Below are 25233 nucleotides of genomic sequence, written 5' to 3' on the forward strand. Positions count from 1 at the left end.
AGACAGGCCATGACCGCCCACGCGCTGCAACGCAACTCACCCGCCACCACCCTGCCCGCCATGCGCCTGGTGGCCGGTAAAAAGCCGTCGGTGGACGATATCTACCCACGGCTGTTCGACGCCATTCTTGAACAACGCATCGCGCCCGCCAGCCGCTTTACCGAAGAAAGCCTGGGCGAAACCTTTGGTGTGAGCCGCAGCGTGATTCGCCGCGTATTGGCCAAGCTGTCCCATCAACAAGTGATTATCCTGCGGCCCAACCAGCGCGCCCAGGTGGCTGCGCCGGATGCGCAGCAGACGCAACAGATTCTCGAAGCCCGTCGGATGACGGAGATTACTGTTGTGCAACTGGCCTGTGCGCAGGCCACACCGACGCAGGTTCGCCAATTGCGCGAGCTGATTGCGCGGGAACGCGAGTGCATCGAGCGGGATCAACGTGGGCCTGCAATTCGGCTGTCCGGGGAGTTCCATCTGCAATTGGCAGCGATTGCCGGCAATGCGCCGCTGGCGCAGTTTCTGAATAGTTTGGTGCCGTTGACGTCGTTGGTCATTGCCCAATATGAAGCAAAGGCGTGTACCTACTGCGCGTGGCAGGAGCATATGGCGATTGTTGAGGCAGTCGAACAAAGGAACGTAATCAGCGCAGTCAACCTGATGACTCAGCACTTGGATCATCTGGAGGCCAAACTCCTGAGGCGCGACACGCGGTATTGCACGTCCTGAGGTGTTGCGATTGCACAGGTATTTTGCGAAACGACTGACAGTAAAGGTGGCCGCTTAGCAGCACAATGACCTCCTCCTGAAAGCCTTACACACGGATAAATACCTCCATGAAAGCCTTCGCCCTTACATTGTTCGCTGCCACGCTCATTGCACATTTCGATGCCTATGCACAGACAGGTAACGAGTCAGCGACAGACACTCATGTCATCACTACAGCGCATCCTATGTGGTTGATTGAGCGGCCCTTCCCAGATGGGCAGATGTTGGTCGCACGTACCTTAGGTGATAGCACTTACGGTGACGGTGACCACCACGTGAAGGCTAACCTTGTGATCAGCTGTCACCCCCGGAACCCGGAAGCCGGCCTGACGCTAGAGATCAGCCCGCAATCGCTGGGTTTGAACAGCGATCCATTTGAAGGCAAGGATGCCAGCGCAAATGGGCCACTGCGGATCACGATGGGAACACGCCCAGCCGTCGATCACTTGGTAAATGGCTTCTGGTATTACGGCGGGCCTTTCCAGATCGGTCTGGTTTTTGCGCTCAGCACCTCCGTCCCGCGAGATGAATTAACCTATTGGGCCAGCGATGCCTCACGGGGGCAAACACTGGCACTTTCGTTAGCACCCGCCACCGAGGGCGGCAAGCCGCTGACGGCATCGTTCACATTGCCGGCAAACAACAACGGGCTGAAAAAAGCCATCCTGCCTTGCCTGGGTCCTGACGGCGCAGCTACACGCTAACGTTTGAGATCGCACACCCTGCCTGAACCGCCGCTATCGCAGGCAAGTCAGCTCCCACAGTTGTAATGCAGTGTTTGATAAATAGCGTGCCAACAAAAAGCCCCCGTATCTCACGATACGGGGGCTTTTGTTTTACCGAGGGATCAAGCCGGTTGCAGCACCGACTGACCGCTCAACGCCAAGTCCAGCAACTCACGGTTGGCGACCGCATACATGGCGTAGTCCGTGCCGACCGCAGCACGGATTTCCACCATCATTGCGCGCCAGCGATCGGCCATGTCCTGATGCTGCTCAAGCCACAGGGCTACGCGAGCTTCCATGTCTTGCGGCGCGTCGGCCATTTGCAGGACAGAGATGGTGATCGCGCGTTGCTGCCAGTCCACGTCGTCGCGGAAGGCTTCGCGAGCCTGGGCCTGCCAGTTGTTGGCAACCGGCAGATCGCTGATCCGCTGCAGGTACCACGGCAAGTCCAGGGCACTGCCGACGGCGAAGTAGGCCTTGGCCACTTCGGCGGCGTCATGCCCGGTCACGTCGGCGGCTTCGATGATCGGCAGCAAGGTGTACAGGTGAGTCGTACCTGCAACCATGCGCGCCAACAACTCCGGTACGCCTGCTTCGGTGTAGGCCTGGTAGCGGGTCTGCCAACCTTCGCGGGTCGGGCCTTCCAGCAGTTCGTCGAGCTTGAGGCCCAGCGCCGCCAGGTGTGGACCGAAGTGCGCGGTGTCACGCCCAGCATCCTGCTCGTTGCGACGGCTGCGCAGAAACCAGCGTGTAGCGCGGCGGCCCAGACGCATCAGTTCGTCCATCAGCTCCAGTTGCACGTCGGCGGAAACCTGGTGGTCCAGAGATTCGATCTGACGGAACCAGTGCGGGAGATGGAAGATGTCACGCACGATCACATAAGCGCCGGCCACGTTCGCCGGGGTCATGCCGGTCGACTCTTTGAGTCGTTGAACGAAGGTGATGCCCATGTGGTTGACCAGGTCGTTGGCGATCTGGGTGCTGACAATCTCGCGCTTCAGGCGGTGGCGACGCATCGCTTCGCCGAACTTGGCCACCAGGCTCGGAGGGAACGCGGTCTCCATGTCACGGGTCAGGTAGTCGTCATCCGGCACCAAGGACTTGAGCAACGCTTCCTTGAGGTCGATCTTGCTGTACGAGATCAGCACCGACAGCTCCGGACGGGTCAGGCCCTTACCGGTCGCGGCACGCTCAGTGAGCTGCTCCTCGGTCGGCAGGTACTCGATGGCACGGTCAAGCTTGCCACGGCTTTCCAGGTCGCTCATCAGGCGCTTGTACTCGGCGGCACGCTCGTAAGCCTTGCGTGCGGCCAGGGACAGAGCCTGGGTCTGCTTGTAGTTGTTGCCCAACACCAGGCTGCCGACTTCGTCGGTCATGCTCGCCAGCAACTGGTTACGTTGCTTGTCGGTCATGTCACCGGCCTGCACCACTTCGTTGAGCAGGATCTTGATGTTTACTTCGTGGTCGGAGCAGTCCACACCACCGGCGTTGTCGATGAAGTCGGTGTTGGAGCCGCCGCCATTGAGGCCGAATTCCACACGACCCAATTGGGTCATGCCGAGGTTACCGCCCTCACCCACCACCTTGCAGCGCAGCTCGTTGCCGTTCACGCGCAGTGCGTCGTTGGCCTTGTCGCCCACGTCGGCGTGGCTTTCGGTGCTGGCCTTGACGTACGTACCGATGCCGCCGTTCCACAACAGGTCCACCGGCGCCTTGAGCAAGGCGTTCAGCAGTTCGGTCGGGGTCAGCTTGTCGGCCTGGATGTCGAAGCGCTCTTTCATCTGTGGCGAGATGGCAATGCTCTTCGCGCTACGCGAGAAGATACCGCCGCCTTCAGACATGATGCTGGTGTCGTAGTCGGTCCAGGCCGAACGCGGCAGATCGAACAGGCGCTGACGCTCAGCGAAGCTGTTTGCCGGGGTCGGGTTCGGATCGATAAAGATGTGCAGGTGGTTGAAGGCTGCGACCAGTTGCAGCTTGTCGGACATCAACAGGCCATTACCGAACACGTCACCGGCCATGTCGCCGACGCCGACCACAGTGATGCTGTCTTCCTGCACATTGATGCCGCGCTCACGGAAGTGACGCTGCACACCGACCCACGCGCCCTTGGCGGTGATGCCCATTTTCTTGTGGTCGTAACCGGCGGAACCACCGGAAGCGAACGCATCGCCCAGCCAGAAGCCGTAGTCGATGGCGATGCCGTTGGCGATGTCGGAGAAGGTCGCAGTGCCCTTGTCCGCTGCTACTACCAGGTACGGGTCATCGTCGTCATGACGCACGACGTTGGCCGGTGGCACCAGGGCGCCGTCTTTCAGGTTGTCGGTGATGTCCAACAGGCCGGAAATGAAGATGCGGTAGCAGGCGATGCCCTCGGCCGCGATCTCGTCACGGCTGCCGCCCAATGGCAGGCGACGCGGCAGGAAGCCGCCCTTGGCGCCCACTGGCACGATCACCGAGTTCTTCACTTGCTGGGCTTTTACCAGGCCCAGCACTTCAGTACGGAAGTCTTCTTCACGGTCGGACCAGCGCAGGCCACCGCGAGCGACGTTACCAAAGCGCAGGTGCACACCTTCGACGCGTGGCGAGTACACAAAGATTTCAAACTTCGGCACCGGCTTCGGCAGCTCAGGAATCGCGCGCGGGTCGAACTTGAAGCTGAAGTACGACTTGTTCTGGCCGTTGGCGTCGGTCTGGTAGAAGTTGGTCCGCAGCGTGGCCTTGATCAGGTCCAGATAGCGACGCAGGATGCGGTCTTCGTTGAGCACCTGAACATCGTCAAGGGCCGTCAGAATCGCTTGTTCCAGGCGTTGCTGCTTGTCTTCCAGATCATCGGCGGTGAGTTTGCGCGCCAAGTAGAAGCGGGTCTTGAACAACCGGGTCAACTCGCGGGCGATGTCGGTGTGGTTGTTCAGGGTGCTGGCGATGTAACCCAGGTCGAAGCCCAGGCGGATCTGCTTCAGGTAACGGGCGTAGGCACGCAACAGTGCCACGTCGCGCCATGGCAGGCCGGCAGTGAGTACCAGACGGTTGAACGCATCGTTTTCGGCATCGCCGTTAACGATGTGCACGAACGCGTCCTGCAGGGTGTCGTTGAGCTGCTGGATATCCAGGTTCAGGCCTTCGGCAGCCGTGAACGCGAAGTCATGGATCCAGAACTCGCGGCCATTGGCGTGACGCAGGCGGTACGGGAATTCACCCAGCACACGCAGGCCAAGGTTTTCCAAAATCGGCAGCACGTCCGACAGCGCCAGCGGGGTATCGGCGTGATAGAGCTTGCAATGCAGCTCACGCTGGCCGGAGACCTGACCCAGTGGCTGATAGAAGCTCATGACCAGTGGGTTGGCTTCGGTGAGGCTGTTCAGGTGCTGCATGTCGACCACAGCCGAATGCGCCGCGAAACGCTCGCGGTAGCCCGCGGGGAAGCCTTTCGGGAAGTCCGCCAGCACGTTGGTGCCGTGGGCTTCGCCGAAGCTTTCCACGACCAGGCTTGCGTAGTCGTCCTGCCAGCTGCGACAGGCCTGCACCACTTCTTTTTCCAGTTGCAGCGGGTCGATGTCCAGGCGATTCTTCGGGTCGACCCGCAGAATCAGTTGCACACGGGCCAACACGGATTCGGAGAAGAAGGTCCAGAATTCGCAGTCCGAGGCCTTCAGGCGATCCATCAGCACTTGCTGGATTTTCTGACGCACTTCGGTGGAATAGATGTCGCGCGGTACGTAAGCCAGGCAGTAGCAGAAACGACCATAGGGGTCTTTGCGCAGGAACACGCGGATCTTGTTGCGCTCCTGGATTTGCACGATCGACATCACCGTGCTGAACAGCTCATCCACCGGGGTCTGGAACAGGTCGTCACGCGGCAGCACTTCAACCACTTGAGCAAGCTCTTTGCCCAGGTGAGCCTTGGCCTGGAAACCCGAACGGCGTTCGATTTCCGCAACCTTGCGACGGATGTAAGGAATCACCCGCACGCTTTCGCCGTACACCGAAGAGGTGTAGAGGCCCATGAAGCGGTGTTCCTTGATGACCTTGCCGTCGGCGCTGATCTCACGGATCGACACGTAGTCAGGGTAAGCCGGACGGTGTACGCGGCTTGGGTGCGCGGCCTTGGCGAACGACAGCACGCTCGGTTCACGCAGGTAGGCCACGGCGTAGTCTTCGATGCGCGTGTCTTCGGCAGTGAGGCCGGCACGCAGCAACTTGGTCAGGCCGAGGAACGAATTGGCGTCATATTCGATATGACCGCCATCCGCCTCGTCACGTACCACAAATTCTTCATAGCCGAGGAAGGTGAAGTGGTTGCCCACCAGCCATTCCAGGAAGCTTTTGATCTCAGCCTTTTCTTCGCCGTCGATAGCGAACTGGCTGGCATCGATTCCGGCCAACAGGTCCTGGACCTTGGCTTTCATCGGTTCGAAATCGGCCACGGCCACACGGACCTCGCCCAGTACCTGCTCAAGCTCTTTGCTCAGCACGTTCAGTTCGGCGGCGTTGGCACAGCGGTCGATTTCCAGGTACATCAGCGATTCTTGCTGGATGCCTTCGCCCTGGGTGCCTTTTGGCAGAATTTCCAGCAGCTCGCCTTTCTTGCCACGACGCACACTGAGTACGGTGGTTTGCAGGGTGTGGATGCTGTAGCCACGGCGGTTCAGTTCGGTACGTACCGAGTCCACCAAAAATGGCAGGTCGTGGTGCAGCACTTCGACCGCGGTGTGGGTCGACTGCCAGCCATGGCGTTCGTAATCGGGGTTGTAGACCCGCACTTGCGGTTGGGTGTGATCAAAGCGCTCAAGCAGGCGCCAGGCAGACAGGGTGCAACCGGCCAGGTCGGAAAGGCGACGCTGGGTCAGTTCGTCCAGGGAAATGATGCCGAAAAATTGTTCAGCGAACAGCGCCACTTGTGGCAGTGCCTGTTCACTGATGTGCTGCGCCAGTGCCGCTTGCAGTTGATGCTGGAAGTCGGCCTTGCTGGCTGCGGTGAAGAACGCCATCTGTGGTACTCCGCTTGGGCTTGTTATTGATGGAAGCGTCGCGTGTTATCCCCTTGCGGGGAGACCGTCAGCTCTGTTCGCTGGTAATGATAGAAGCACCATAAACGAATCAGGATGACAGGTGGGTGAAGCTGGACAAGACAGTCAGGTCACATACAACTTCCATAAGATGCACACCATGCCAGGTGACGGTACGACGGGCAGGTCAGGCGCCTGGCTCATGCACATCCGTTGCGCAGCTTAACGAGTGTAGGAAGTCAGCTGCTTGCGACGCTGCGACATATTCGGTCATCGGTACGCAAGCTGTGGGTTGCGACTTGGGTAACCCGGATTTTTCGAAAGAAAAATCGACTATTTTCGCGTCCGCGAGTACCGAAAATGACTGATACAGCCCGTCAGGTCATGCACTGGGTCTGACACAGGATGCAGCACAAAATTCGCCGCAATGGCACAATTGCCCGCATTACGCCCTACCCCAGACAGGATTCCCCATGCTGCAACTGCAAACCGACGCCCTGATGGTCACCCCGTGCGACGACGAAGAAGACAACATGGCCATGCTTTGCTGCCACGGCAAGGGCGGTGAGATGTTTATGCTGACCCGCTACCCGGATGAAGACGAGGTTGAACTGACCTGGGATTACGAGCCGTCGACCCTGGATGGGCTGAAGGTCACCCTGAGCGACACGACCCTGTTGGTGGAGCTGGCTGCCGGGGATGCGGATGCGCTGGGCGGCAAGGATCAATTGCAGATCACCCACGCCACCGCTGCCTCGGATTTGGCTGAAGTAGAAGAAACCTTGCAGAACATTCTCAAAGGGACAGGTACGTTCACTCGGATATAGGGCCATTTCCTGTGCTAAGCGGACTTATTGTGGTCCGCGGGCTTGCCCCGCTCGCCACAAACACAGTTTTCCTACAAGTTTTCCTAAAAATACCCCCTGGGCCGTTAGTCGCCACCCCCCGCGATGCATTAAAGTAAGCCTCCCAAGCCCGGCGTTTTTTCTCGACGCACAGGCTCACCTCTCCAGGAACCGTCATCGATGGAACATCGTGAAGCGCTGCTCGCGCTGCGAACCTTTCTTTCTACGCAGATTCTCGGCCAGGAAAAACTCATCGATCGCCTGCTGATCGCCTTGCTTGCCGACGGCCATATGCTGGTAGAAGGCGCGCCGGGCCTGGCCAAGACCAAGGCCATCAAAGAGTTGGCCGAAGGCATCGAAGCGCAGTTCCATCGTATCCAGTTCACCCCCGACTTGTTGCCCGCCGACATCACCGGCACCGAAATCTATCGCCCGGAAACCGGCAGCTTCGTGTTCCAACAGGGGCCGATTTTCCACAACCTGGTGCTGGCGGACGAAATCAACCGCGCCCCGGCCAAGGTGCAGTCGGCGTTGCTGGAAGCCATGGCCGAGCGCCAGGTCAGCGTTGGGCGTAGCACTTACGACCTGTCGCCGCTGTTTCTGGTGATGGCCACGCAAAACCCCATCGAGCAGGAAGGCACCTACCCGCTGCCCGAAGCTCAGCTCGACCGTTTCCTGATGCACGTCAAGATCGGTTTCCCGGACGCCGCCGTCGAACGCCGCATCCTGCAACAAGCCCGAGGCGAAGCCCTCAATGGCGAAACCAAGCCCGAGCGCCGGGTCAGCCAGCAAGCGATCTTTGCTGCGCGTAAAGAAATCCTCGGTTTGTACATGGCCGACGCCGTAGAGGAATACCTGGTGCAACTGGTCATGGCCACACGCACCCCGGCCAAATTCGACCCGGAAATGGCCGAGTGGATCGCCTACGGCGCCAGCCCCCGTGGCTCCATCGCCCTCGACCGCTGCGCCCGCGCCCACGCGTGGCTGGCCGGTCGCGACTTCGTCAGCCCGGAAGATATCCAGGCAGTGCTGTTCGACGTGCTGCGCCACCGCATCATTCTGTCGTTTGAGGCCGAAGCGGCCGGCATTGACCAGGACCGCGTGGTGCAACGCATTCTCGACGTCGTTGCCGTCGCTTGAAACCCATGAACGCAAGCGATGGAATCCGCGTCACGCTCAGCGAACTGATTGAGATGCGTCACCGCGTGCGCGAAGTGCAGCTGTTTTCCACGCCAAGCCAGCGCAGCCCACTGATCGGCCTGCACCATTCCAAGCTGCGCGGGCGGGGTGTGGATTTCGACCAGGTGCGCGTGTACCAGGCCGGAGACGATGTGCGCACCATCGACTGGCGTGTGACGGCGCGCACTCAAGAGCCGCACACCAAGCTGTTCCATGAAGAACGCGAACGCCCGATCTTCATCATGGTTGAACAAAGCTGCCGGCTGTTTTTCGGCTCGGGGCAGATGTTCAAATCGGTGCTCGCCGCCCAAGCGGCCAGCCTGATCGGCTGGGCCGCGCTGGGGCATAACGACCGCGTCGGTGGGCTGGTGTTCGGCGACAGCGAGCACTACGAAATCAAACCCCGACGCAGCAAGCAAAGCCTGCTGCAATTGCTTAACCGCCTGGTGCGGGTCAACCAGAGCCTGAACACCGAAAGCCGCCCTGAAGCCGACGCTTTGGGCATGGCCCTGCGCCGAGGCCGCGAAGTACTGCGCCCGGGCAGCCTGGTAATCGTGATCTGCGATGAACGCGCCCTCACTGAAGGTGCCGAGCAACAGCTGAGCCTGCTGTCGCGCCATTGCGACTTGCTGCTGTTGCCGATCTCCGACCCGCTGGACCACGCCCTGCCCGCCGCCGGGTTGCTGCGTTTTGCCGAACGCGGTGCGCAACTGGAATTGGATACGCTGAATTTCGATCTGCGCCAAGCCTACAAGGCTCAGGCTGAGGCGCGCATTGCCCGCTGGGAACTGCTCGCACAAAAACTGCGGATTCTGCTGATGCCATTGAGCACTCAAAGCGAAATGGTCGAGCAACTGCGCGAATACCTCAACCCGCAACGCCCGGTTAAAAAGCAATGAGCAGCCTGGACCAACTGCAACCACTGATCGCCCCGCCGGCCATTGGTTTCTGGCCGCCTGCGCCGGGCTGGTGGCTATTGCTGTTGGTGATTCCGCTGGTCGGTTGGGGAATTTGGTCGCTGCGCCGCTTCCTGCCCAAACGACAACCTGTGGCCCGCGCCGAACAGCCGCTGGACCCGCTGCGCATCGCCGCCCTCGCAGAACTGGCCCTGATGCCCAAACCTTACGATGGCGCGCCCGCCGGTGCCTGGCTGCAACAGCTCAATGGCCTGCTCAAGCGCCTGTGCCGCAACGACTACCCCTACAGCCAGAGCCACACCCTCAACGGGCGCAAATGGCTGGCGTTCCTCGACAACCGTTGCCCTGCCGCCGGCCTGACCCGCTGGATGGTGCTGGTGGAAGGCGCCTACAAGCCCGAATGCAAGCTCGACGACAAAGCCATTGCCGGGCTGACCCAAGCCGTCGACACCTGGATTCGCAAACATGTTTGAGTTCGCCTGGCCGTGGATCTTCGCCCTGTTGCCATTGCCCTGGTTGATGCGGTTCATCCTGCCGGTGGCCGACAGCGGCGAGCCCGCGTTGAAAGTCAGCTACCTCGCCGACCTCGAGAGCCTGGCACGCCGCCGAGCGCGCGCCAACCTGCCGGGCTGGCGCCAACAAGCACCTTTCGTGGTGCTATGGCTGCTGCTGTTGACCGCTGCCGCACGCCCCGAATGGCTCGGCGAACCCCTGCCGATTGCCGCCAGTGGCCGCGATTTGCTGGTGGCGGTGGACGTGTCCGGTTCCATGGAGTTTCCCGACATGCACTGGCAGGACGATGACGTCAGCCGCCTGAGCCTGGTGCAACACTTGCTCGGGGACTTCCTTGAAAGCCGTGAAGGTGACCGCGTGGGCCTGATCCTGTTCGGCAGCCAGGCCTACCTGCAAGCACCGTTGACCTTCGACCGACGCACCGTGCGCACCTGGCTGGATGAAGCGCGCATCGGCATCGCCGGCAAGAACACCGCCATCGGCGATGCAATCGGCCTGGCACTCAAACGCCTGCGCCAACGCCCGGCGCAAAGCCGCGTGCTGATTTTGGTCACCGACGGCGCCAACAACGCGGGCCAGATCGACCCGCTGACCGCCGCGCGCCTGGCTGCCGAAGAAGGCGTGAAAATTTACCCGATCGGTATCGGTGCCGACCCCGAACAAACCGGTTCTTTGGGTATTCTCGGCGTCAACCCGAGCCTGGACCTCGACGAGCCGGCGCTCAAGGCCATCGCCGACGCCACCGGTGGGCGCTACTTCCGCGCCCGCGACGGTAACGAGTTGCAAAAAATCAAGAAAACCCTCGACCAGCTTGAGCCCGTGGCGCAACAGCCGACCCAGGCCCGCCCGGCCCAGGCGCTGTACAGCGGACCGCTGGCGTTGGCGCTGATCCTGAGCATGTTGCTGGTGATTCAAGAACGCTGGCCCAACAACGCGCTGCAACGTGCGTTCAACAAGCTGTCGACCAAGAGCCTGTTCCTGCAACAGCACCCCGAATGGCACCAACGCCTCAAACGCCTGCGTTTGCGGAGGCGTCGATGATCGACCTGTGGCCGCATTGGTTCCGTCCCTGGTGGCTGTTGCTGTTGCCGCTGCTCGGCTGGCTGCTGTGGCAGTTATGGCACCGGCAAAAGCGCGCCGGGCGTTGGCAGATGATCCTGCCGCCGGCCTTTCATGCGGTGCTGCTCAGTGGGGGCAACGGGCGCGAGAGTAAATCGCCGTGGGTGGTGCTCGGCATCGCCTGGTTGCTGGCGCTATTGGCGTTGCTCGGCCCCAGTTGGCAAAGAGTTGAACAGTCCAGCCAGAAACCCTCTGACCCGTTGGTGGTGCTGCTGGAACTGACCCCGGAAATGCTCGCCACCGACAGCCCGCCCAACCGTCTGGAGCAAGCACGACGCAAGCTCTATGACTTGCTGCAAGCGCGAGACAATGCGCCGACCGCCATCATTGTGTATGCAGGCAGTGCCCACACCCTGGTGCCGCTGTCGGATGACCTGGCCACCAGTCGTAACCTGCTGGAGGCTCTGCGCCCCTCGATCATGCCCGAACCCGGCCATCGCGCCGATCTGGCGGTAGATAAAGCCCTGGGCTTGCTCAAACAAGGTGGCCTCGGCCAGGGGCGCCTGTTGCTGGTCGGTTCCTCACTGTCGAAACAGGAGCGCCAAGGCATTCGCCTGCTGCTGGACGCGGCCCAGGCCCCGAGCTTATCGATCCTCGGCATCGGCAGCCGCGAAGGCACGCCGGTGACCCAGGAAAGCGGCGAGTTCCTCAAGGATGACCAGGGCGCAATCCTGGTGCCGCGCCTCGACAGCCCGACCCTCAAGGCCTTCGCCAGCGAAATGGGGGGCCGCTACCGCGCCGCCCGCCTGGATGACAAAGACCTGCGCCAACTCGGCCTGCTCGACGGCCCGCAAACCCTGCGCAACGACGGCCAACTGCTGCACCTGGACACCTGGGCCGACCAAGGCTACTGGTTGCTCCTGCCGCTGTTACTGCTCGCCGCCTGCGCCGGGCGCCGGGGCTGGCTGTTCTGCCTGCCCCTGCTGCTGTTGGGCGCGCCGCAACCCAGCTATGCCTTTGAACTCCAGGACCTGTGGTTGCGCCCCGACCAGCAAGGCCAATACCTGCTCAAACAAAAGCGCCCGGCCGAAGCGGCTGAGCGCTTCGAAGATTCGCAATGGCAAGGCGTGGCGCTGTACGAAGCCGGCAACTATGCCGAGGCCATCAAGCGGTTTGCCGAGGGCAGCGACGCCTATTCCCACTACAATCGCGGTAACGCCTTGGCCAAGGCCGGTGAACTGGACGCCGCTGTGGACGCCTACGAACAGGCCCTGGAAGCTCAGCCCGACCTGCAACCGGCCTTGAAAAACAAGGCGCTGGTGGAAAAGTTGATACAGGAACAAGCGCAACCCGAGCCCGCCAAGCCGGCCAAAAACGAAGATGACGAAACCACCCAACCCGGCCAAACTGCGCAACCGGGTGCCAGTGGGCAAAGCAACACAGGCGGCGAACCGTCCGCCCAAGGCCAGGGCGAAGCCGCCGCCGGCGAAACCCAGGCCGGTGCCACGCAGCAAGCGGGCGGTAACGAAGTGCCGGGCAGCGAGTTGGGGGATGAGCAAACCACTACCCCGCCCCTGCGCCCCGCCGACGCCAGCCTAGACGGCGAACACCGCCAGGCCCTGGAGCAATGGCTGCGGGAGATCCCGGACAACCCCGGTGAGCTGCTGCGCCGTAAATTCTGGTACGAACAGCAACAACATCAGGACAAGACTCGATGAGCCGCCGCACCACCCTTCTGCTCCTGCTCGCGTTATCGGCAGGCCACGCCCAGGCGGCGAACCTGGTCGCGAGTGTCGACCGCAGCCGCGTCAATTCCGGGGAAACCGTGGAACTGACGGTGGAGTCCAGCGACGTCACTCAGTTCGGCAAACCCGACCTGTCGCCCCTGGATGCGCAGTTCGAAGTCAGCGGCACGCGCCAGATCAACCAACTCACCACCCTGGGCGGCGATAACCACGCCACCACGCGCTGGATCATCACGCTGCTGCCCAAGGAAAACGGCACGGTGGTGATTCCACCGCTGCACGTGGGTGAACTCAAGACCCAGCCGATCAATCTGCAAGTGGTGGAGACTGCGAGCCAGAACACCAGCGCTGAACTGGCCCCGGTGTTTGTCGAAACCAACCTCGACCAAAACACCGTGTACGTCCAGGCCCAGGCGCTGTTGACCGTGCGGGTGTATCACTCGGTGTCGCTGTACGACGACAGCAGCCTGACCCCCTTGCAGATTCCCGATGCCCGCATCGAGCAGTTGGGCGAGTCGCGCACCTACGAAAAAGTCATCAACAGCATCCGCCATGGCGTGATCGAAACACGCTATGCGATCTACCCGCAGCACAGCGGTGCCTTGGTGATTCCGGTGCAGACCTTCAGTGCCACGCTGGTGGAATCGCGCCCGCCTCAAGAGAACACGCTACAAGGCACCAAGCCGGGCAAGCTGATTCACGTCAGCTCGACCGAGCTTGCGCTGACGGTCAAGCCCAAACCTGCGCTGTACCCAGCCGACGCGCCCTGGATACCGGCGCGCAGCCTGACCTTGAGCGAAAGCTGGAACCCCGAGCCGGACCACGTACAGGTCGGCGACTCGCTGACCCGCAGCCTGACGGTCAAGGCCGAGGGCCTGTCCAGCGCGCAACTGCCGGCCCTGCCCAGCACCGAGATCAACGGCCTGCGCCGCTACCCCGACCAACCGGTGCTCGGCAACCAAAACAACGACCGTGGCTTGATCGGCAGCCGTGAGGACCGCGAAGCACTGGTGCCCACCCGCGCCGGGGCCCTGGAACTGCCTGAAGTGGAAGTGGTGTGGTGGAACACCCACGAGGACCACCTCGAACGCACCACCTTGCCCGCCCGAACCCTGCAAGTGGCCACCAACCCAAGCCTGGTGGTGGACACGCCCGCCACGCCGACCGTGATTACCGCCCCAGACGATGACAGCCTGTGGCTGTGGCAACTCAGCACGCTGATCCTCGCCTGCACCACCCTGCTGGGCTTTGGCCTGTGGTGGCGTGCGCGCCGGCAACCCGCCGTGCAACGCGCCGCGCAAACCGGCCCGAGCCCACGCACGCTGCTCGACGACCTCAAGCGCGCCACCCAAGCCAACGACCCCCAGGCCACTCGCCAAGCGCTTGATGCCTGGGCGCGGCAGCAACCGGAAACGTTGGCGGAGATGGCGGCGCGGTTTGTACCGTTGTCCGATGCCTTGGATGGGCTCAACGGCGCGCTCTACAGCGAAAGCGGGCAATATTGGTTGGGCGAAGAGCTGTGGCGTGCAGTCAAAGCCATCCCGATGGCCGAGCGAGAGGTAGACCCGGCGACCGACATCACCAGCTTGCCGCCGCTCTACCCCAAATAACCCCCGGCAGACGATCGTTCCCACGCTCCGCGTGGGAATGCATCCCGTGACGCTCAGCGTCACCCTTGCGCAAAGCTTGAGCCTTGTATACGCAGCCAGGACGCAGAGCGTCCGGGGCGGCATTCCCACGCAGAGCGTGGGAACGATCATCGGTGTTGATTGCTGGACATGGGTTGTTAAAGGCCAGCAATCCATATCCCTTTAATTTGCAGGACGTTTCCTAGACAATCCCACGGCCTTGCGCCTGCTCACTTCACTGGCTAGCCTTCGCTCCGTCGCTGCATATCAGCGATCGGGTGTGAGAACCTGTGAACCAGTAGGCGCCAAGCGCCGCAACCACGAGCAACACGCTCTATGGCGGCTGTGTGCAGGCAGACTTCGGTCTGGCTGGAGTCCTACTGTCCGGTATTCTCACCCTGCACATAGCTGCCACCCTTTTGTCGAGTGAGACCGACATTCGGACGGCTCCTTTTTCAGTAGGAATTTGCGAATGAACAAAATCGTCCCCGACCCACCCCGTTTCACCCCCGACCGTAAAATTTTCGAACGCGCCCTGAGCCACTACCTGCAACCCGCCTCGCCACCGCCCTTCGCCGTGCACCACGACCTCAGCTTCGAAGACGCCCTCGCCCAAATCTGCGACCTGCTGCGCTGCGCAGCCGCCACCGCTGCCGGCACCACTCAAGCACTGGCCGGCGATCAGCGGCATATGGCAGGCGCCACCGAACACCTCATCGACACCGCCAAAACTCTGGCCGACCGCGCACTGAACTGCCTGCACGCCGCGTAACCCCTGACCTGATCGTTCCCACGCTCCGCGTGGGAATGCATCCCGTGACGCTCCGCGTCACCCTTGCGCAAAGCTTGAGCCTTGTGTACCTGGACGCAGAGCATCCGGGGCGGCATTCCCACGCAGAGCGTGGGAACGATCAAGGTCAACTGTGGCCGCCCTCGCACATTTTTACAGGTAAACTCCCCTCCTTTTCATCTTCTCCACGGAGTTCGCCTTGCGTCTGTTTCACACCTCCGACTGGCACCTCGGCCAAAACCTGCATGGCCAGGAACGCGACTTCGAACACGCCTGTTTTCTCGAGTGGCTACTGGGCCAATTAAAAACCGAGCAGCCGGATGCATTGCTGATCGCGGGCGATATCTTCGACACGGTCAACCCGCCGCTCAAAGCTCAAGAGCGCCTGTACGATTTCATCATCAGCGCCCACGAACAAAACCCGAAACTCACGATTGTGATGATCGCCGGTAACCACGACTCCGGCTCCCGTATCGAGCTGCCGGCGCCGTTGATGCGCCGCTTGCGCACCCATGCATTGGGCCGTGTGCTGTGGCTGGATGACGGGCAACTGGACGCAGAACGCTTACTGATCCCGCTGCCCGACGCCAAAGGCAAGATTGCCGCCTGGTGCCTGGCGCTGCCGTTTTTGCGCCCGGCGGAAGTCACCGGCGCGCACGTGGGCGATGATTACCTGCGCGGCATCGGCCAGGTGCATGAATGGCTGATCGCTGCCGCCAATGCCAAGCGCAAAAAAGGCCAGGCACTGATTGCCATCAGCCACGCGCACATGGCCGGTGGTTCGGTGTCGGAAGACTCCGAGCGCAGCCTGATCATCGGTAATGCCGAGGCGCTGCCCGCCAGCTTGTTCGACGCCAGCGTGAGCTATGTCGCCCTCGGCCATTTACACAAGCCGCAGCAGGTCAATGGTGAAGAGCGCATTCGCTACAGTGGCTCGCCGATTCCATTGTCGTTTTCCGAAATCGGCTACAAGCATCAGATTCTCGATGTGACCTTCCAGGGCCAATGCTTGGTGGGCGTCGAGCCGCGCCTGATCCCGCGCTCGGTCAACCTGCAGCGCCTGGAGGCCGCGCCGCTGGCAGATATCCTCAAACAGTTGGCGGACCTGCCCGACATCGACCTGCTCGCCGAAACCCAACGCCACCCCTGGCTGGAAGTTCGCGTGCTTCTCGACGAGCCGCAGCCGGACCTGCGCCAGCAAATCGAAACCGCGCTGCAAGGCAAGGCCGTGCGCCTGGTGCGCATCGCCGCCGAATATGCCGGCAAACGTGGCAGCGAAGGCAGTGACGAAGACCGCCTGATCGAACTCGACCAGCTAACCCCCCAGGAACTCTTCAGCCGCGCCTGGCAGGACAGCTATGGCAGTGAGGTGGATGAACAGACGCTGAAGGATTTCGCCGTGCTGCTCCAGGAAGTGCAACAGGAGGGTGAACAGCCATGAAGATCCTCGCCATCCGCCTGAAAAACCTCGCCTCACTCGCAGGCCCGTTTGAAATCGACTTTACCGCCGAGCCCCTGGCCAGCGCCGGGTTGTTCGCGATTACCGGGCCGACCGGCGCCGGTAAAAGTACCTTGCTCGATGCGCTGTGCCTGGCGTTGTTTGGCGCTGTGCCGCGCCTGGGCGATACCGGCCAGGCCAAGATGCAGGACGCCGACGGCGATATTTCCATCGGCGACCCGCGCACGTTGCTGCGCCGTGGCACCGGCGGCGGGTATGCCGAAGTGGATTTTGTTGGCGTCAGCGGCCGTCGCTACCGTGCACGTTGGGAAGCCAACCGCGCCCGTGACAAAGCCAGCGGCAAGTTGCAGAACAGCCGGCAAAGTCTGATCGACCTCGACAGCGACCAACTGCTGGCCAGCCAGAAAACCGAATACAAGACCCAGCTGGAACTGGCCCTGGGCCTGAACTTCGAGCAGTTCACCCGTGCGGTGTTGCTGGCGCAAAGCGAGTTCAGTGCGTTCCTCAAAGCCAACGACAACGAGCGCAGCGAACTGCTGGAAAAGCTCACGGACACTGCGCTCTATACCAAACTTGGCCGCCGCGCGTTCGACAAGGCCAAAGACGCCAAAGACGCCCATAAACAGCTGCAAGACCAAGCCACTGGCGTCGTGCCCCTGGCACCCGAGGCTCGCGCCGAACTGGATCAACAGCTGGCCGAGGCCCAACAGCACTTCAAGACCCAACAGGCCCAACTCAAACAGCTGGAGTTGCAGCACACCTGGCTCAAAGAACTGCGTGAATGGCAGGAGCGCCAGCTCAGCGCGACTGAACAACTACAGCGGGCGCAGGCGGACTGGGATCACCAAAGCCAGCAACGCGAGGACCTGAGCCGCCTGGACCAATTGGCGCCGCAACGGCATCAGTTCGCGCGCCAGGCTGAAGTCGGTACGTTACTGACGCCACTCGCGGCACAGATTCAGCAGCACATCGGGCAGCAAACCGCGCTGCATACCCGTCAGGATCAGGCGCTGCAACAGCAAGCAGCAGCCCAGTTGGCATTGGCCGACGCCTTGAAAAACCAGGCCGATGCCGTGCCATTGCTGCGCCAGGCCGTCGAGGAACAGAACACCCTCGCCCACCTGACCAAGGACCTGGCCAAGCGCACCGAGGACAAACAGCAGCAGGAAACCGCCTGCACCGAAGGCCAGGCCTTGCTCAACGCTGTACTGGAGAAGCAGGCCCTCGTCGCCGAACGCCTGCAACGCCTGGCGGCCGAGCTTGAGCACAGTGCCGCTCTCGCGCCGCTGAGCGATGCCTGGACAGCCTACCGCGACCGCCTGCAACAGTTGATGCTGATCGGCAATCGCCTGAACAAAGGCCAGGCCGAACTGCCACAACTGGAAGCACGCGCCACCCGCGCCGCCGAACAATTTACCCAGCAGCGCGACGCTCTCGACGTGCTGTATCAGGAAGCTGGTGCCGAGCCGCATGCCGTGGCCGAGCAGATCCAATTGCTCGCCAGCCTGCTGCAAGACAATCGCAAGCAACAACGTGCCTTCGAAGACCTGACGCGCCTGTGGGACAGCCAGCAGCAGCTTGATCAACAGGCTAGCGTACTGACTCACAAGCTCGCAGAAGCCCACCAGCAACGCGAAAGTCTTATTCAATCAGGCAAGCAAGCAAAGCTTGAACTGACGACTGTCGAACATACATTGACCGTCACAAAGCAACTGCTGGAGCGTCAACGTGTAGCACGAAGTGAAAGCGTTGAAGAGTTACGGGCAAAACTTCAAAACGATCATCCCTGCCCCGTTTGCGGGAGCCACGAACACCCCTATCACCAACCTGAAGCGTTGCTGCAAAGCCTCGGACGCCATGATGAGAATGAGGAGGAAACCGCGCAAAAGGTAGTCGATACGCTCAATCAAAAATTGATAGAGCTACGCGGCGAGCTTGGCGGAACCAATGGGCAAATAAAGGAATTCCTGAGTCAGCAAGAAGATCTGGCCACGTTACTGACAACCTCCACAACCAACCTGCAAGCTCACGTGCTCGGCACTTCGCTGCTAAATCAGGACACTGCCAAACGCAGCGCCTGGCTGGCCCAGCAACTGAACCAGCTGACACAAAACATTACCCAGGACGAACAACGCCAAGGCGCCCTGCTCAACCTGCAACAAAACGCCGGGCGCCTGCAGCAACAGCTGCAAGCCGCTCAAGAAGCCAGTCAGCAAGCCCGGCAATTGCTGGTGGACCAGCAGCGCGAACTGGCCAACGACCGTGAACGCCTCGATGAAGAACTCAACACCTTCACCAGCCTGTTGCCGGCCGAGACGCTGGAAGGTTTGCGCAGCGATCCAGCCAACACTTTCATGCAGCTTGATCAGCAGGTCAGCCAGCGCCGCGAGCAGTTGGATCGCCAACGCGACGAGCTGGAAGAACAGCAACAGCGCCAGCAAACCCTCGATAAAGAACAGACCAATCAGCAGCATCGCCAGCAACAACTGGAGGCCGCGCAACTCGCCGTCACCGAACTGACGACACAGCAACACGCGGTACAGGAAAAGCTCGGCGCCCTGCTCGGCCAACACACCAGCGCCGAACACTGGCAGCTACAGCTCGACGCGGCCGTGACGCAATCACGCCAGAGTGAAACCGACGCCAACCAGCAGTTGCAGGAAATCCGCAACACGCTGATCCAATTGGCTGCCGACCTCAAGGCCCAGCAGGAACGCCAACAGGCGCTGTATGCCGAGCAACAGACCCTCGACACGCGTATCAGCGAATGGCGCGCCCAGCATCCGGAACTGGATAACGATGGGCTCAACCGCTTGCTGGCCGTCGATGACAACCAGGTCACCGAACTGCGCCAGCAGGTGCAAGGCAGCGAGAAAGCCGTTGAACAAGCCAAGGTGTTGCTGCAAGAGCGCGAACAGCGCCTGGCCGAACACCAAGCCCAGCACAATGGCGGGCTGGAAGCCGAACAACTGGACAGCGCCCTCGCGGTGCTCAATCAGCAACTGGCCGAAAGCGAGAAACACGTCGTCGAGTTGCGGGCCCGCCAATCCGAAGACCAGCGCCGTCAGGACGCCAACCATGCGCTGGCTGAGCAGATCACCAAGGCCTATGAGGAATGGCAGCGCTGGGCGCGGCTCAATGCGCTGATCGGCTCGGCGTCTGGCGACACCTTCCGCAAGATCGCCCAGGCCTACAACCTCGACCTGCTGGTGCACCACGCCAACGTGCAGCTGCGCCAACTGGTGCGCCGTTATCGCCTGAAACGCGGCGGCAGCATGTTGGGGCTATTGGTGATGGACACGGAAATGGGCGATGAACTGCGCTCGGTGCATTCGTTGTCCGGCGGTGAGACGTTCCTGGTGTCGTTGGCGCTGGCCTTGGGCCTGGCATCGATGGCCTCCAGCACCTTGAAGATCGAGTCGCTGTTTATCGACGAAGGTTTTGGCAGCCTGGACCCGGAATCGCTGCAATTGGCCATGGATGCCCTGGACGGCTTGCAGGCCCAGGGCCGCAAGGTGGCGGTGATCTCCCACGTACAGGAAATGCACGAGCGCATCCCGGTGCAGATCCAGGTCAAGCGCCAGGGCAATGGTTTGAGCACGCTGGAGGTCAAGTGAGCGAGGCGCTGCTGTATTCGTTTCGCCGCTGCCCGTATGCGATGCGGGCGCGCTTGGCCTTACGCTATTGCGGGGTGCCGGTAAACATCGTCGAGGTAAGCCTCAAGGCCAAGCCGGCCGAGATGCTGGCGCTGTCGCCCAAGGGCACGGTGCCGGTGTTGAGCGTCGATGGCCGAGTGATCGATGAAAGCCTGGCAATCATGCAATGGGCGTTGGCGCAAAACGACCCTGATGACTGGTTGCTACAGGATGACCCGAGGGTGCTGGAACTGATCGCCGAGAACGATCAGGTGTTCAAACATCACTTGAATCGATACAAGTACGCCGAACGCTACCCCGAGCAGCCGATGGAACATTATCGGGCTGAGGGCGAAGTGTTTTTGCAAAAGCTGGAAGGGTTGCTTGCGGGGCGGGATTACTTGCTGGCCGATCACTTGAGCCTGGCAGATGTGGCACTGGCGCCGTTTGTGCGCCAGTTTGCGCATGTCGATCGGGAGTGGTTTGCAGGGACGCCGTATCAGCGGTTACAGGCTTGGCTACAGCGTTTTCTGGAGTCGCCGCTGTTTATCGCGGTAATGGCAAAACCCTGAGTTCAACACAATCAAATGTGGGAGCTGGCTTGCCTTCGATGCCGATAACTCGGTATCGCAGGCAAGCCAGCTCCCACATTTGACCGTCGCTCAATTCAAGCTCATTGCTGGGTTTTGTGATCCAGTGCAGCGTAGAAGTTGGCGCTTTGTTGCAGGTATTTCTGGGTGTAGGCGCTGGTGCTGGATTTTTTGCCGGTGACTTCCACGCTGGCGGCGGCTGGCAATGCCACGGTGGCGGAAACAGCGGAAGCAGCGATGATCGAGAAGAGATTGAAGTTCATGTCGGTAGCCCTTGTGTTCGTTTGGTTAGGTGGCCTGGGAAGGCCTTGGAACCAAACTTACGCCCGAGGGCTGAACCTTAGAAATGCTTTGAAACAGTAGCCGCTATTAATGGAATTAATAGAAAGGCTCAGGCCCCGCATTGCGGGGCCTGTGGCTTATTGACGCACCAGGAACTTGAGGTCGCTGGGTGCATCGATCGGCAATTTCTGCACGGTTTTACCCAGCAGGCCGGTCTTGGGGTCACGTTCAACCACCACGATTTCATTGCTTTTCTGGTTGGCGATCAGCAAAAACTTGCCGCTCGGGTCCAGGCTGAACTCGCGCGGGTGGTCGCCTTCCACGGAACGGCGCTGCAGTTCCTTGAGGTGCGCGGTGGCCGGGTCGATGCTGAACACCAGCATCTGGTTGGCGGTACCGCGATTGCTCACATACAAGAACTTGCCATCGCTTGACGCATGCAGCGCCGCGCCGGCCTTGTCGGACACCGGTTGGCCGGCGGCGAAATCCACCAGTTGGGTTTGGCTGAGCTTACCGTCGTTGTAGTCATACACGGCAACCTGGGCACTCATCTCAGTGGTCAGCCAGGCATGCTTGCCGTCTGCGCTGAACAACAAGTGACGCGGGCCGCTGCCGGGCGGCAACTGCACGGACGCCGGGTTGGCCGGAGTCAATGGCAGCTCGTGATTGGCCTTGGGGTCATAGTGATAGACAAACACCTTGTCTGCCCCCAGGTCCTGAACAAACACGTATTTGCCGTCCGGCGACGACACCACCGAATGCACATGGTTGGACGCCTGGCGCTCAGGGTTCACACGGCTGGCCGGGTGGGCGCTCAGTTGCACTGGCGCCGACAACTTGCCAGCGGCGTCGACGGGCAGGACCGCCAGGCTTCCGCCCGGATCTTCCAGCACCGAATAGTTAGCGACGAACAGATAACGCCCATCAGCAGCCAGGCTGGAATGGGTCGGCTCGTTGCCCAGACTCTGCACTTGGTTGATCAGGGTGAGCTGGTGGTTCTGCGGATCAATGCTGTAGCTGCTCACGCGGCCGACCGGGTCTTTCTGGCCCGGGCCGTTTTCATTGACCACAAACAGATGTTTCTGGTCTTTAGAGATCGTCAGCCAGGACGGGTTGGCCGTCTTGGCTGCGAGTACCGGTTTACCGCTGAATTGCCCGGTGCGGCTGTCGAACTGCAGGCGGTAGATGCCTTCACTGGTGCCGGCGGTGTAGCTGCCGACCAACAGTTCATAAGTATCGACGGGCGCTGCCTGTACCGACATTGCACCCACACTGCCCGCCATCAGCAGGGGCCAGAATTTACGCATTATCATCCGCTTCATCCTCGTCGTTATTGTTGCCGGTGAAGGCGCTCAAGCAGATCAAGCGGTGCTCGCCCGATTCACCGGTAAGGGTCCAGCTTTGCAACGTGTCGTCGAAGGTGGCTGCTTGAACCTGTTCCAGGCTGAAGCTCCAACGTTTTTCAGCACGGCCGTCCATGGCGATGATCAGCAGCTTCTGCTCATCGAGGCTGAACTCAAAAGCGTGCAGCCCATCGATTTCCAGCATATCGCTGGTGGCAAGGGTGTTGAGCAAGGTTGCAGATTCGGCAGTCATAACTATCAGTCGTTCAGAGGAAAGCACTCATGATAGGTCAAATTGTTTCATCGGCCTAAACCCGCTAACGCAAAACGCCGCGGCACAGGCCACGGCGTTTTGCATTTCAGCAGGGTTTAGTGAGCAAACAACGAATTGCCCTTCTGCCCCGCCAGTTTCTCAGGCTTGATCAGAAACCGTGCCAGCGCCGGCAGCAGCCACAGCGCGCCGAACATGTTCCACAGCAGCATGAAGGTCAGCATCAGGCCCATGTCGGCCTGGAATTTGATGGCCGAGAAGATCCAGGTGCACACGCCGATCGCCAGGCACAGGCCGGTGAACAGCACGGCTTTACCCGTGGACTTGAGCGTCTGGTAGTAAGCCTCTTGCAACGGCAGGCCGGCGCGCAAGAAGCTTTCCAGGCGGCTGTAGATGTAGATGCCGTAGTCCACGCCAATCCCCACACCCAACGCCACCACCGGCAAGGTCGCGACCTTGACGCCGATGCCCATGAACGCCATCAACGCGTTGCCCAGCACCGAGGTCAGTACCAGCGGCAGCACGATGCACAGGGTCGCCGCCCAGGAGCGGAAGGTGATCATGCACATGGTGGCCACACACAGGTAAACCAGGATCAGGATAGTCAGCTCAGACTCCTTGATCACCTCGTTGGTGGCGGCTTCGATCCCGGCGTTACCGGCAGCGAGGATGAATTCCAGGCCGTCCTTGTTGTTCTCCTTGGCAAAGTCCTGCACCGCATGCACGGCGCGGTCGAGGGTTTCGGCCTTGTGGTCGTTGAGGAACACCAGCACCGGCGCCAGGGAGCAGTTGTTGTTGTACAGGCCATCGGCACGGGCGATGGAGTTATTCAGCACATCGGGGTTACGCGACAGGGTTTCCCATTTCAGGTTGCCCTCGTTCATGCCCTTGATCATCTGCTTGGACACGGTGACCAACGAAATCGCCGACTGCACGCCCTCAGTGTTCTGCATCTTCCACATCAGTTGGTCGATGGGCGCCATGGCTTCATAGCGCGAGCAACCTTCAGCCTTGGTCTTGACCATCACCACCAGCACGTCGGAACTGGTGGAATAGTTGCTGATGATGAAGTTGTTGTCTTTGTTGTAGCGCGAGTCCGGGCGCAGTTCCGGTGCGCCTTGGTCAAGGTCACCGATTTTCAGGTTCTGGCTGTACCAGAGGCCACCGCCGAACGCGACCAGCGCCAGGGCGATGGAGATCGGCGCGACTTTCGGGCTGGCAAAATTCGACAATAGGCGCCAGAACGAGTGTTCGCGGTTTGCATCTTTCTTGCTCTTGGCAATGGCGCGCTTGCTGATGCCGACATAGGAGATTGCCACCGGCAGCAGGATCAGGTTGGTGAACACGATCACCGCCACGCCTATGGAGGCGCCGATGGCCAGCTCACGGATCACACCGATGTCGATGATCAACAGCGTGATGAAGCCCACCGCATCCGCCAGAATCGCGATCATCCCCGGCAGGAACAGTTGTCGGAAAGTACGTCGTGCGGCCGTCAGCGCGTTGTCTGCCTCACTCGATTGCAAGGCGATACCGTTAATCTTCTGCACGCCATGGGAAATACCAATGGCAAAGATCAGAAACGGCACCAGCATCGAATACGGATCGAGACCGAACCCGAAAAAGTGCATCAGCCCAAGCTGCCAGACCACCGCCACCAAGGTCGTGCTCAACACCGCGATGGTGCTGCGCAGGCAGTTGGTGAACCACAGCAACAGAATCAGGGTGATGACGAACGCAATGCCGAAGAACATCACCACCATCACCAAGCCGTCGATCAGGTCGCCGACCTTCTTGGCAAAGCCGACGATGTGGATTTTGACGTTGGGGTTTTGCGCTTCGAATTTGTCGCGGATCTTGTCTTCGAGTTCATGGGAGAACTTGCGGTAGTCCAAGGCCAGCAACTTGCCCTGGTCTTGCGGGTCCGGGTAGGACTCCAGCAGCGGGATATCGACGATGCTCGACTTGAAGTCGTTGGATACCAGGCGTCCGACCTGGCCGGACTTGAGCACGTTGTTGCGCAATTGATCGAGGCTTTCCGGCGAACCGTTGTAGCTTTGCGGGATCACTTCACCGCCGGCAAAGCCTTCTTCGGTCACTTCGGTCCAGCGTACGCTGGGGCTCCACAACGACTTGAGGCCAGAACGATCGACGCCGGAGATGTAGAACACCTCGTCGTTGATCTGCCGCAGGGTTTCCATGTACTCCTTGGTGAAGATGTCACCGTCTTTGGCCTCCACCGAGATGCGCACCGTGTTGCCCAGGTTGGCCAAGTCGTTACGGTGTTCCATCATCTTTTCGATGAAGGGGTGCTTGAGGGGGATCATCTTTTCAAAGCTGGTGGATGGGCGAATCAACGTCGCCTGCCAGAACAGGAAAATACTCACCAGCAGGCAGATCACGATCACTGCCGGGCGGTTGTTGAAGATCAGGCGCTCAAGAAAGGTCGCTTTATCGTTGTGATGACTGCTCATTCTTTCC

18 protein-coding genes are annotated in these 25233 nt (G+C 60.7%); 13 read left to right on the top strand and 5 right to left on the bottom strand.

The genetic code is table 11. The annotated features are described in order from the left end of the window. The first annotated feature begins 9 nt into the window (after nt 1-9). Both BFL40_RS10780 and BFL40_RS10785 read left to right on the top strand, forming a co-directional pair. Nucleotides 10-723, top strand: coding sequence for a GntR family transcriptional regulator (locus BFL40_RS10780; protein WP_071483968.1), 714 nt, complete (start codon nt 10-12; stop codon nt 721-723). A gap of 107 nt (nt 724-830) precedes the next feature. Continuing rightward, complete coding sequence (locus BFL40_RS10785) at nt 831-1466, top strand: hypothetical protein (RefSeq protein WP_071483969.1); 636 nt, start codon at nt 831-833, stop codon at nt 1464-1466. 143 nt (nt 1467-1609) lie between these two features. Here BFL40_RS10785 and BFL40_RS10790 read toward each other — a convergent pair whose 3' ends face one another. Next, nucleotides 1610-6478: an NAD-glutamate dehydrogenase gene (locus BFL40_RS10790; RefSeq protein ID WP_071483970.1), complete on the bottom strand. Its 4869-nt coding sequence runs from the start codon at nt 6476-6478 to the stop codon at nt 1610-1612. A 491-nt stretch (nt 6479-6969) separates the two neighbouring features. Between BFL40_RS10790 and BFL40_RS10795 the strand changes: the two genes are divergently transcribed. From BFL40_RS10795 to BFL40_RS10845, 11 genes are all read left to right on the top strand, one after another. Next, the gene (locus BFL40_RS10795) at nt 6970-7323 is read left to right on the top strand and encodes a hypothetical protein (RefSeq protein ID WP_071483971.1); all 354 of its coding nucleotides are present in this window, start codon (nt 6970-6972) and stop codon (nt 7321-7323) included. Between the two features lie 198 nt (nt 7324-7521). Then, on the top strand, nt 7522-8481 hold the full coding sequence (locus BFL40_RS10800) for an AAA family ATPase (protein ID WP_003174327.1): 960 nt from the start codon (nt 7522-7524) through the stop codon (nt 8479-8481). Between the two features lie 5 nt (nt 8482-8486). Then, complete coding sequence (locus BFL40_RS10805) at nt 8487-9419, top strand: DUF58 domain-containing protein (protein WP_049712996.1); 933 nt, start codon at nt 8487-8489, stop codon at nt 9417-9419. Continuing rightward, on the top strand, nt 9416-9910 hold the full coding sequence (locus BFL40_RS10810; protein WP_071483972.1) for a DUF4381 domain-containing protein: 495 nt from the start codon (nt 9416-9418) through the stop codon (nt 9908-9910). Before BFL40_RS10805 ends, BFL40_RS10810 begins: the two co-directional genes overlap by 4 nt. Then, complete coding sequence (locus tag BFL40_RS10815; protein WP_071483973.1) at nt 9903-10991, top strand: vWA domain-containing protein; 1089 nt, start codon at nt 9903-9905, stop codon at nt 10989-10991. The genes BFL40_RS10810 and BFL40_RS10815 overlap by 8 nt, the downstream gene beginning before the upstream one ends. Beyond that, nucleotides 10988-12727, top strand: a complete 1740-nt coding sequence (locus BFL40_RS10820) for a tetratricopeptide repeat protein (RefSeq protein ID WP_071483974.1) — start codon at nt 10988-10990, stop codon at nt 12725-12727. Before BFL40_RS10815 ends, BFL40_RS10820 begins: the two co-directional genes overlap by 4 nt. Then, nucleotides 12724-14364 (top strand): BatD family protein, encoded by a 1641-nt coding sequence (locus tag BFL40_RS10825; RefSeq protein ID WP_071483975.1) that lies wholly within the window; start codon nt 12724-12726, stop codon nt 14362-14364. Before BFL40_RS10820 ends, BFL40_RS10825 begins: the two co-directional genes overlap by 4 nt. A gap of 490 nt (nt 14365-14854) precedes the next feature. Further along, on the top strand, nt 14855-15154 hold the full coding sequence (locus BFL40_RS10830; protein WP_174555587.1) for a DUF6124 family protein: 300 nt from the start codon (nt 14855-14857) through the stop codon (nt 15152-15154). A gap of 217 nt (nt 15155-15371) precedes the next feature. After that, entirely contained in the window at nt 15372-16613 is a 1242-nt protein-coding gene (locus tag BFL40_RS10835; protein WP_071483976.1) for an exonuclease SbcCD subunit D C-terminal domain-containing protein, read from the top strand. Next, the gene (locus BFL40_RS10840) at nt 16610-20248 is read left to right on the top strand and encodes an AAA family ATPase (protein WP_071483977.1); all 3639 of its coding nucleotides are present in this window, start codon (nt 16610-16612) and stop codon (nt 20246-20248) included. Before BFL40_RS10835 ends, BFL40_RS10840 begins: the two co-directional genes overlap by 4 nt. Further along, entirely contained in the window at nt 20245-20838 is a 594-nt protein-coding gene (locus BFL40_RS10845) for a glutathione S-transferase (RefSeq protein WP_071483978.1), read from the top strand. Before BFL40_RS10840 ends, BFL40_RS10845 begins: the two co-directional genes overlap by 4 nt. Before the next feature lie 101 nt (nt 20839-20939). On the opposite strand, the gene BFL40_RS10850 is transcribed toward BFL40_RS10845, so the two are convergent. From BFL40_RS10850 to BFL40_RS10865, 4 genes are all read right to left on the bottom strand, one after another. Beyond that, nucleotides 20940-21119: a hypothetical protein gene (locus tag BFL40_RS10850; protein WP_071483979.1), complete on the bottom strand. Its 180-nt coding sequence runs from the start codon at nt 21117-21119 to the stop codon at nt 20940-20942. Nucleotides 21120-21275: 156 nt separating this feature from the next. Beyond that, on the bottom strand, nt 21276-22451 hold the full coding sequence (locus tag BFL40_RS10855) for a lactonase family protein (RefSeq protein ID WP_071483980.1): 1176 nt from the start codon (nt 22449-22451) through the stop codon (nt 21276-21278). Continuing rightward, nucleotides 22438-22734, bottom strand: a complete 297-nt coding sequence (locus BFL40_RS10860; RefSeq protein WP_071483981.1) for a DUF5629 family protein — start codon at nt 22732-22734, stop codon at nt 22438-22440. The genes BFL40_RS10855 and BFL40_RS10860 overlap by 14 nt, the downstream gene beginning before the upstream one ends. A gap of 116 nt (nt 22735-22850) precedes the next feature. Next, complete coding sequence (locus BFL40_RS10865) at nt 22851-25226, bottom strand: efflux RND transporter permease subunit (RefSeq protein WP_071483982.1); 2376 nt, start codon at nt 25224-25226, stop codon at nt 22851-22853. Nucleotides 25227-25233: the final 7 nt, after the last annotated feature.

The organism is Pseudomonas costantinii (assembly GCF_001870435.1).
In the GTDB taxonomy this organism is placed as follows: Bacteria; Pseudomonadota; Gammaproteobacteria; order Pseudomonadales; family Pseudomonadaceae; genus Aquipseudomonas; species Aquipseudomonas costantinii.

Bases quoted from the DNA above. Each gene is read 5' to 3' on its own strand.
- BFL40_RS10780 (WP_071483968.1), top strand. From the start codon at position 10: ATGACCGCCCACGCGCTGCAACGCAACTCACCCGCCACCACCCTGCCC.
- BFL40_RS10785 (WP_071483969.1), top strand. From the start codon at position 831: ATGAAAGCCTTCGCCCTTACATTGTTCGCTGCCACGCTCATTGCACAT.
- BFL40_RS10790 (WP_071483970.1), bottom strand. From the start codon at position 6,478: ATGGCGTTCTTCACCGCAGCCAGCAAGGCCGACTTCCAGCATCAACTG.
- BFL40_RS10795 (WP_071483971.1), top strand. From the start codon at position 6,970: ATGCTGCAACTGCAAACCGACGCCCTGATGGTCACCCCGTGCGACGAC.
- BFL40_RS10800 (WP_003174327.1), top strand. From the start codon at position 7,522: ATGGAACATCGTGAAGCGCTGCTCGCGCTGCGAACCTTTCTTTCTACG.
- BFL40_RS10805 (WP_049712996.1), top strand. From the start codon at position 8,487: ATGAACGCAAGCGATGGAATCCGCGTCACGCTCAGCGAACTGATTGAG.
- BFL40_RS10810 (WP_071483972.1), top strand. From the start codon at position 9,416: ATGAGCAGCCTGGACCAACTGCAACCACTGATCGCCCCGCCGGCCATT.
- BFL40_RS10815 (WP_071483973.1), top strand. From the start codon at position 9,903: ATGTTTGAGTTCGCCTGGCCGTGGATCTTCGCCCTGTTGCCATTGCCC.
- BFL40_RS10820 (WP_071483974.1), top strand. From the start codon at position 10,988: ATGATCGACCTGTGGCCGCATTGGTTCCGTCCCTGGTGGCTGTTGCTG.
- BFL40_RS10825 (WP_071483975.1), top strand. From the start codon at position 12,724: ATGAGCCGCCGCACCACCCTTCTGCTCCTGCTCGCGTTATCGGCAGGC.
- BFL40_RS10830 (WP_174555587.1), top strand. From the start codon at position 14,855: ATGAACAAAATCGTCCCCGACCCACCCCGTTTCACCCCCGACCGTAAA.
- BFL40_RS10840 (WP_071483977.1), top strand. From the start codon at position 16,610: ATGAAGATCCTCGCCATCCGCCTGAAAAACCTCGCCTCACTCGCAGGC.
- BFL40_RS10850 (WP_071483979.1), bottom strand. From the start codon at position 21,119: ATGAACTTCAATCTCTTCTCGATCATCGCTGCTTCCGCTGTTTCCGCC.
- BFL40_RS10855 (WP_071483980.1), bottom strand. From the start codon at position 22,451: ATGATAATGCGTAAATTCTGGCCCCTGCTGATGGCGGGCAGTGTGGGT.
- BFL40_RS10860 (WP_071483981.1), bottom strand. From the start codon at position 22,734: ATGACTGCCGAATCTGCAACCTTGCTCAACACCCTTGCCACCAGCGAT.
- BFL40_RS10865 (WP_071483982.1), bottom strand. From the start codon at position 25,226: ATGAGCAGTCATCACAACGATAAAGCGACCTTTCTTGAGCGCCTGATC.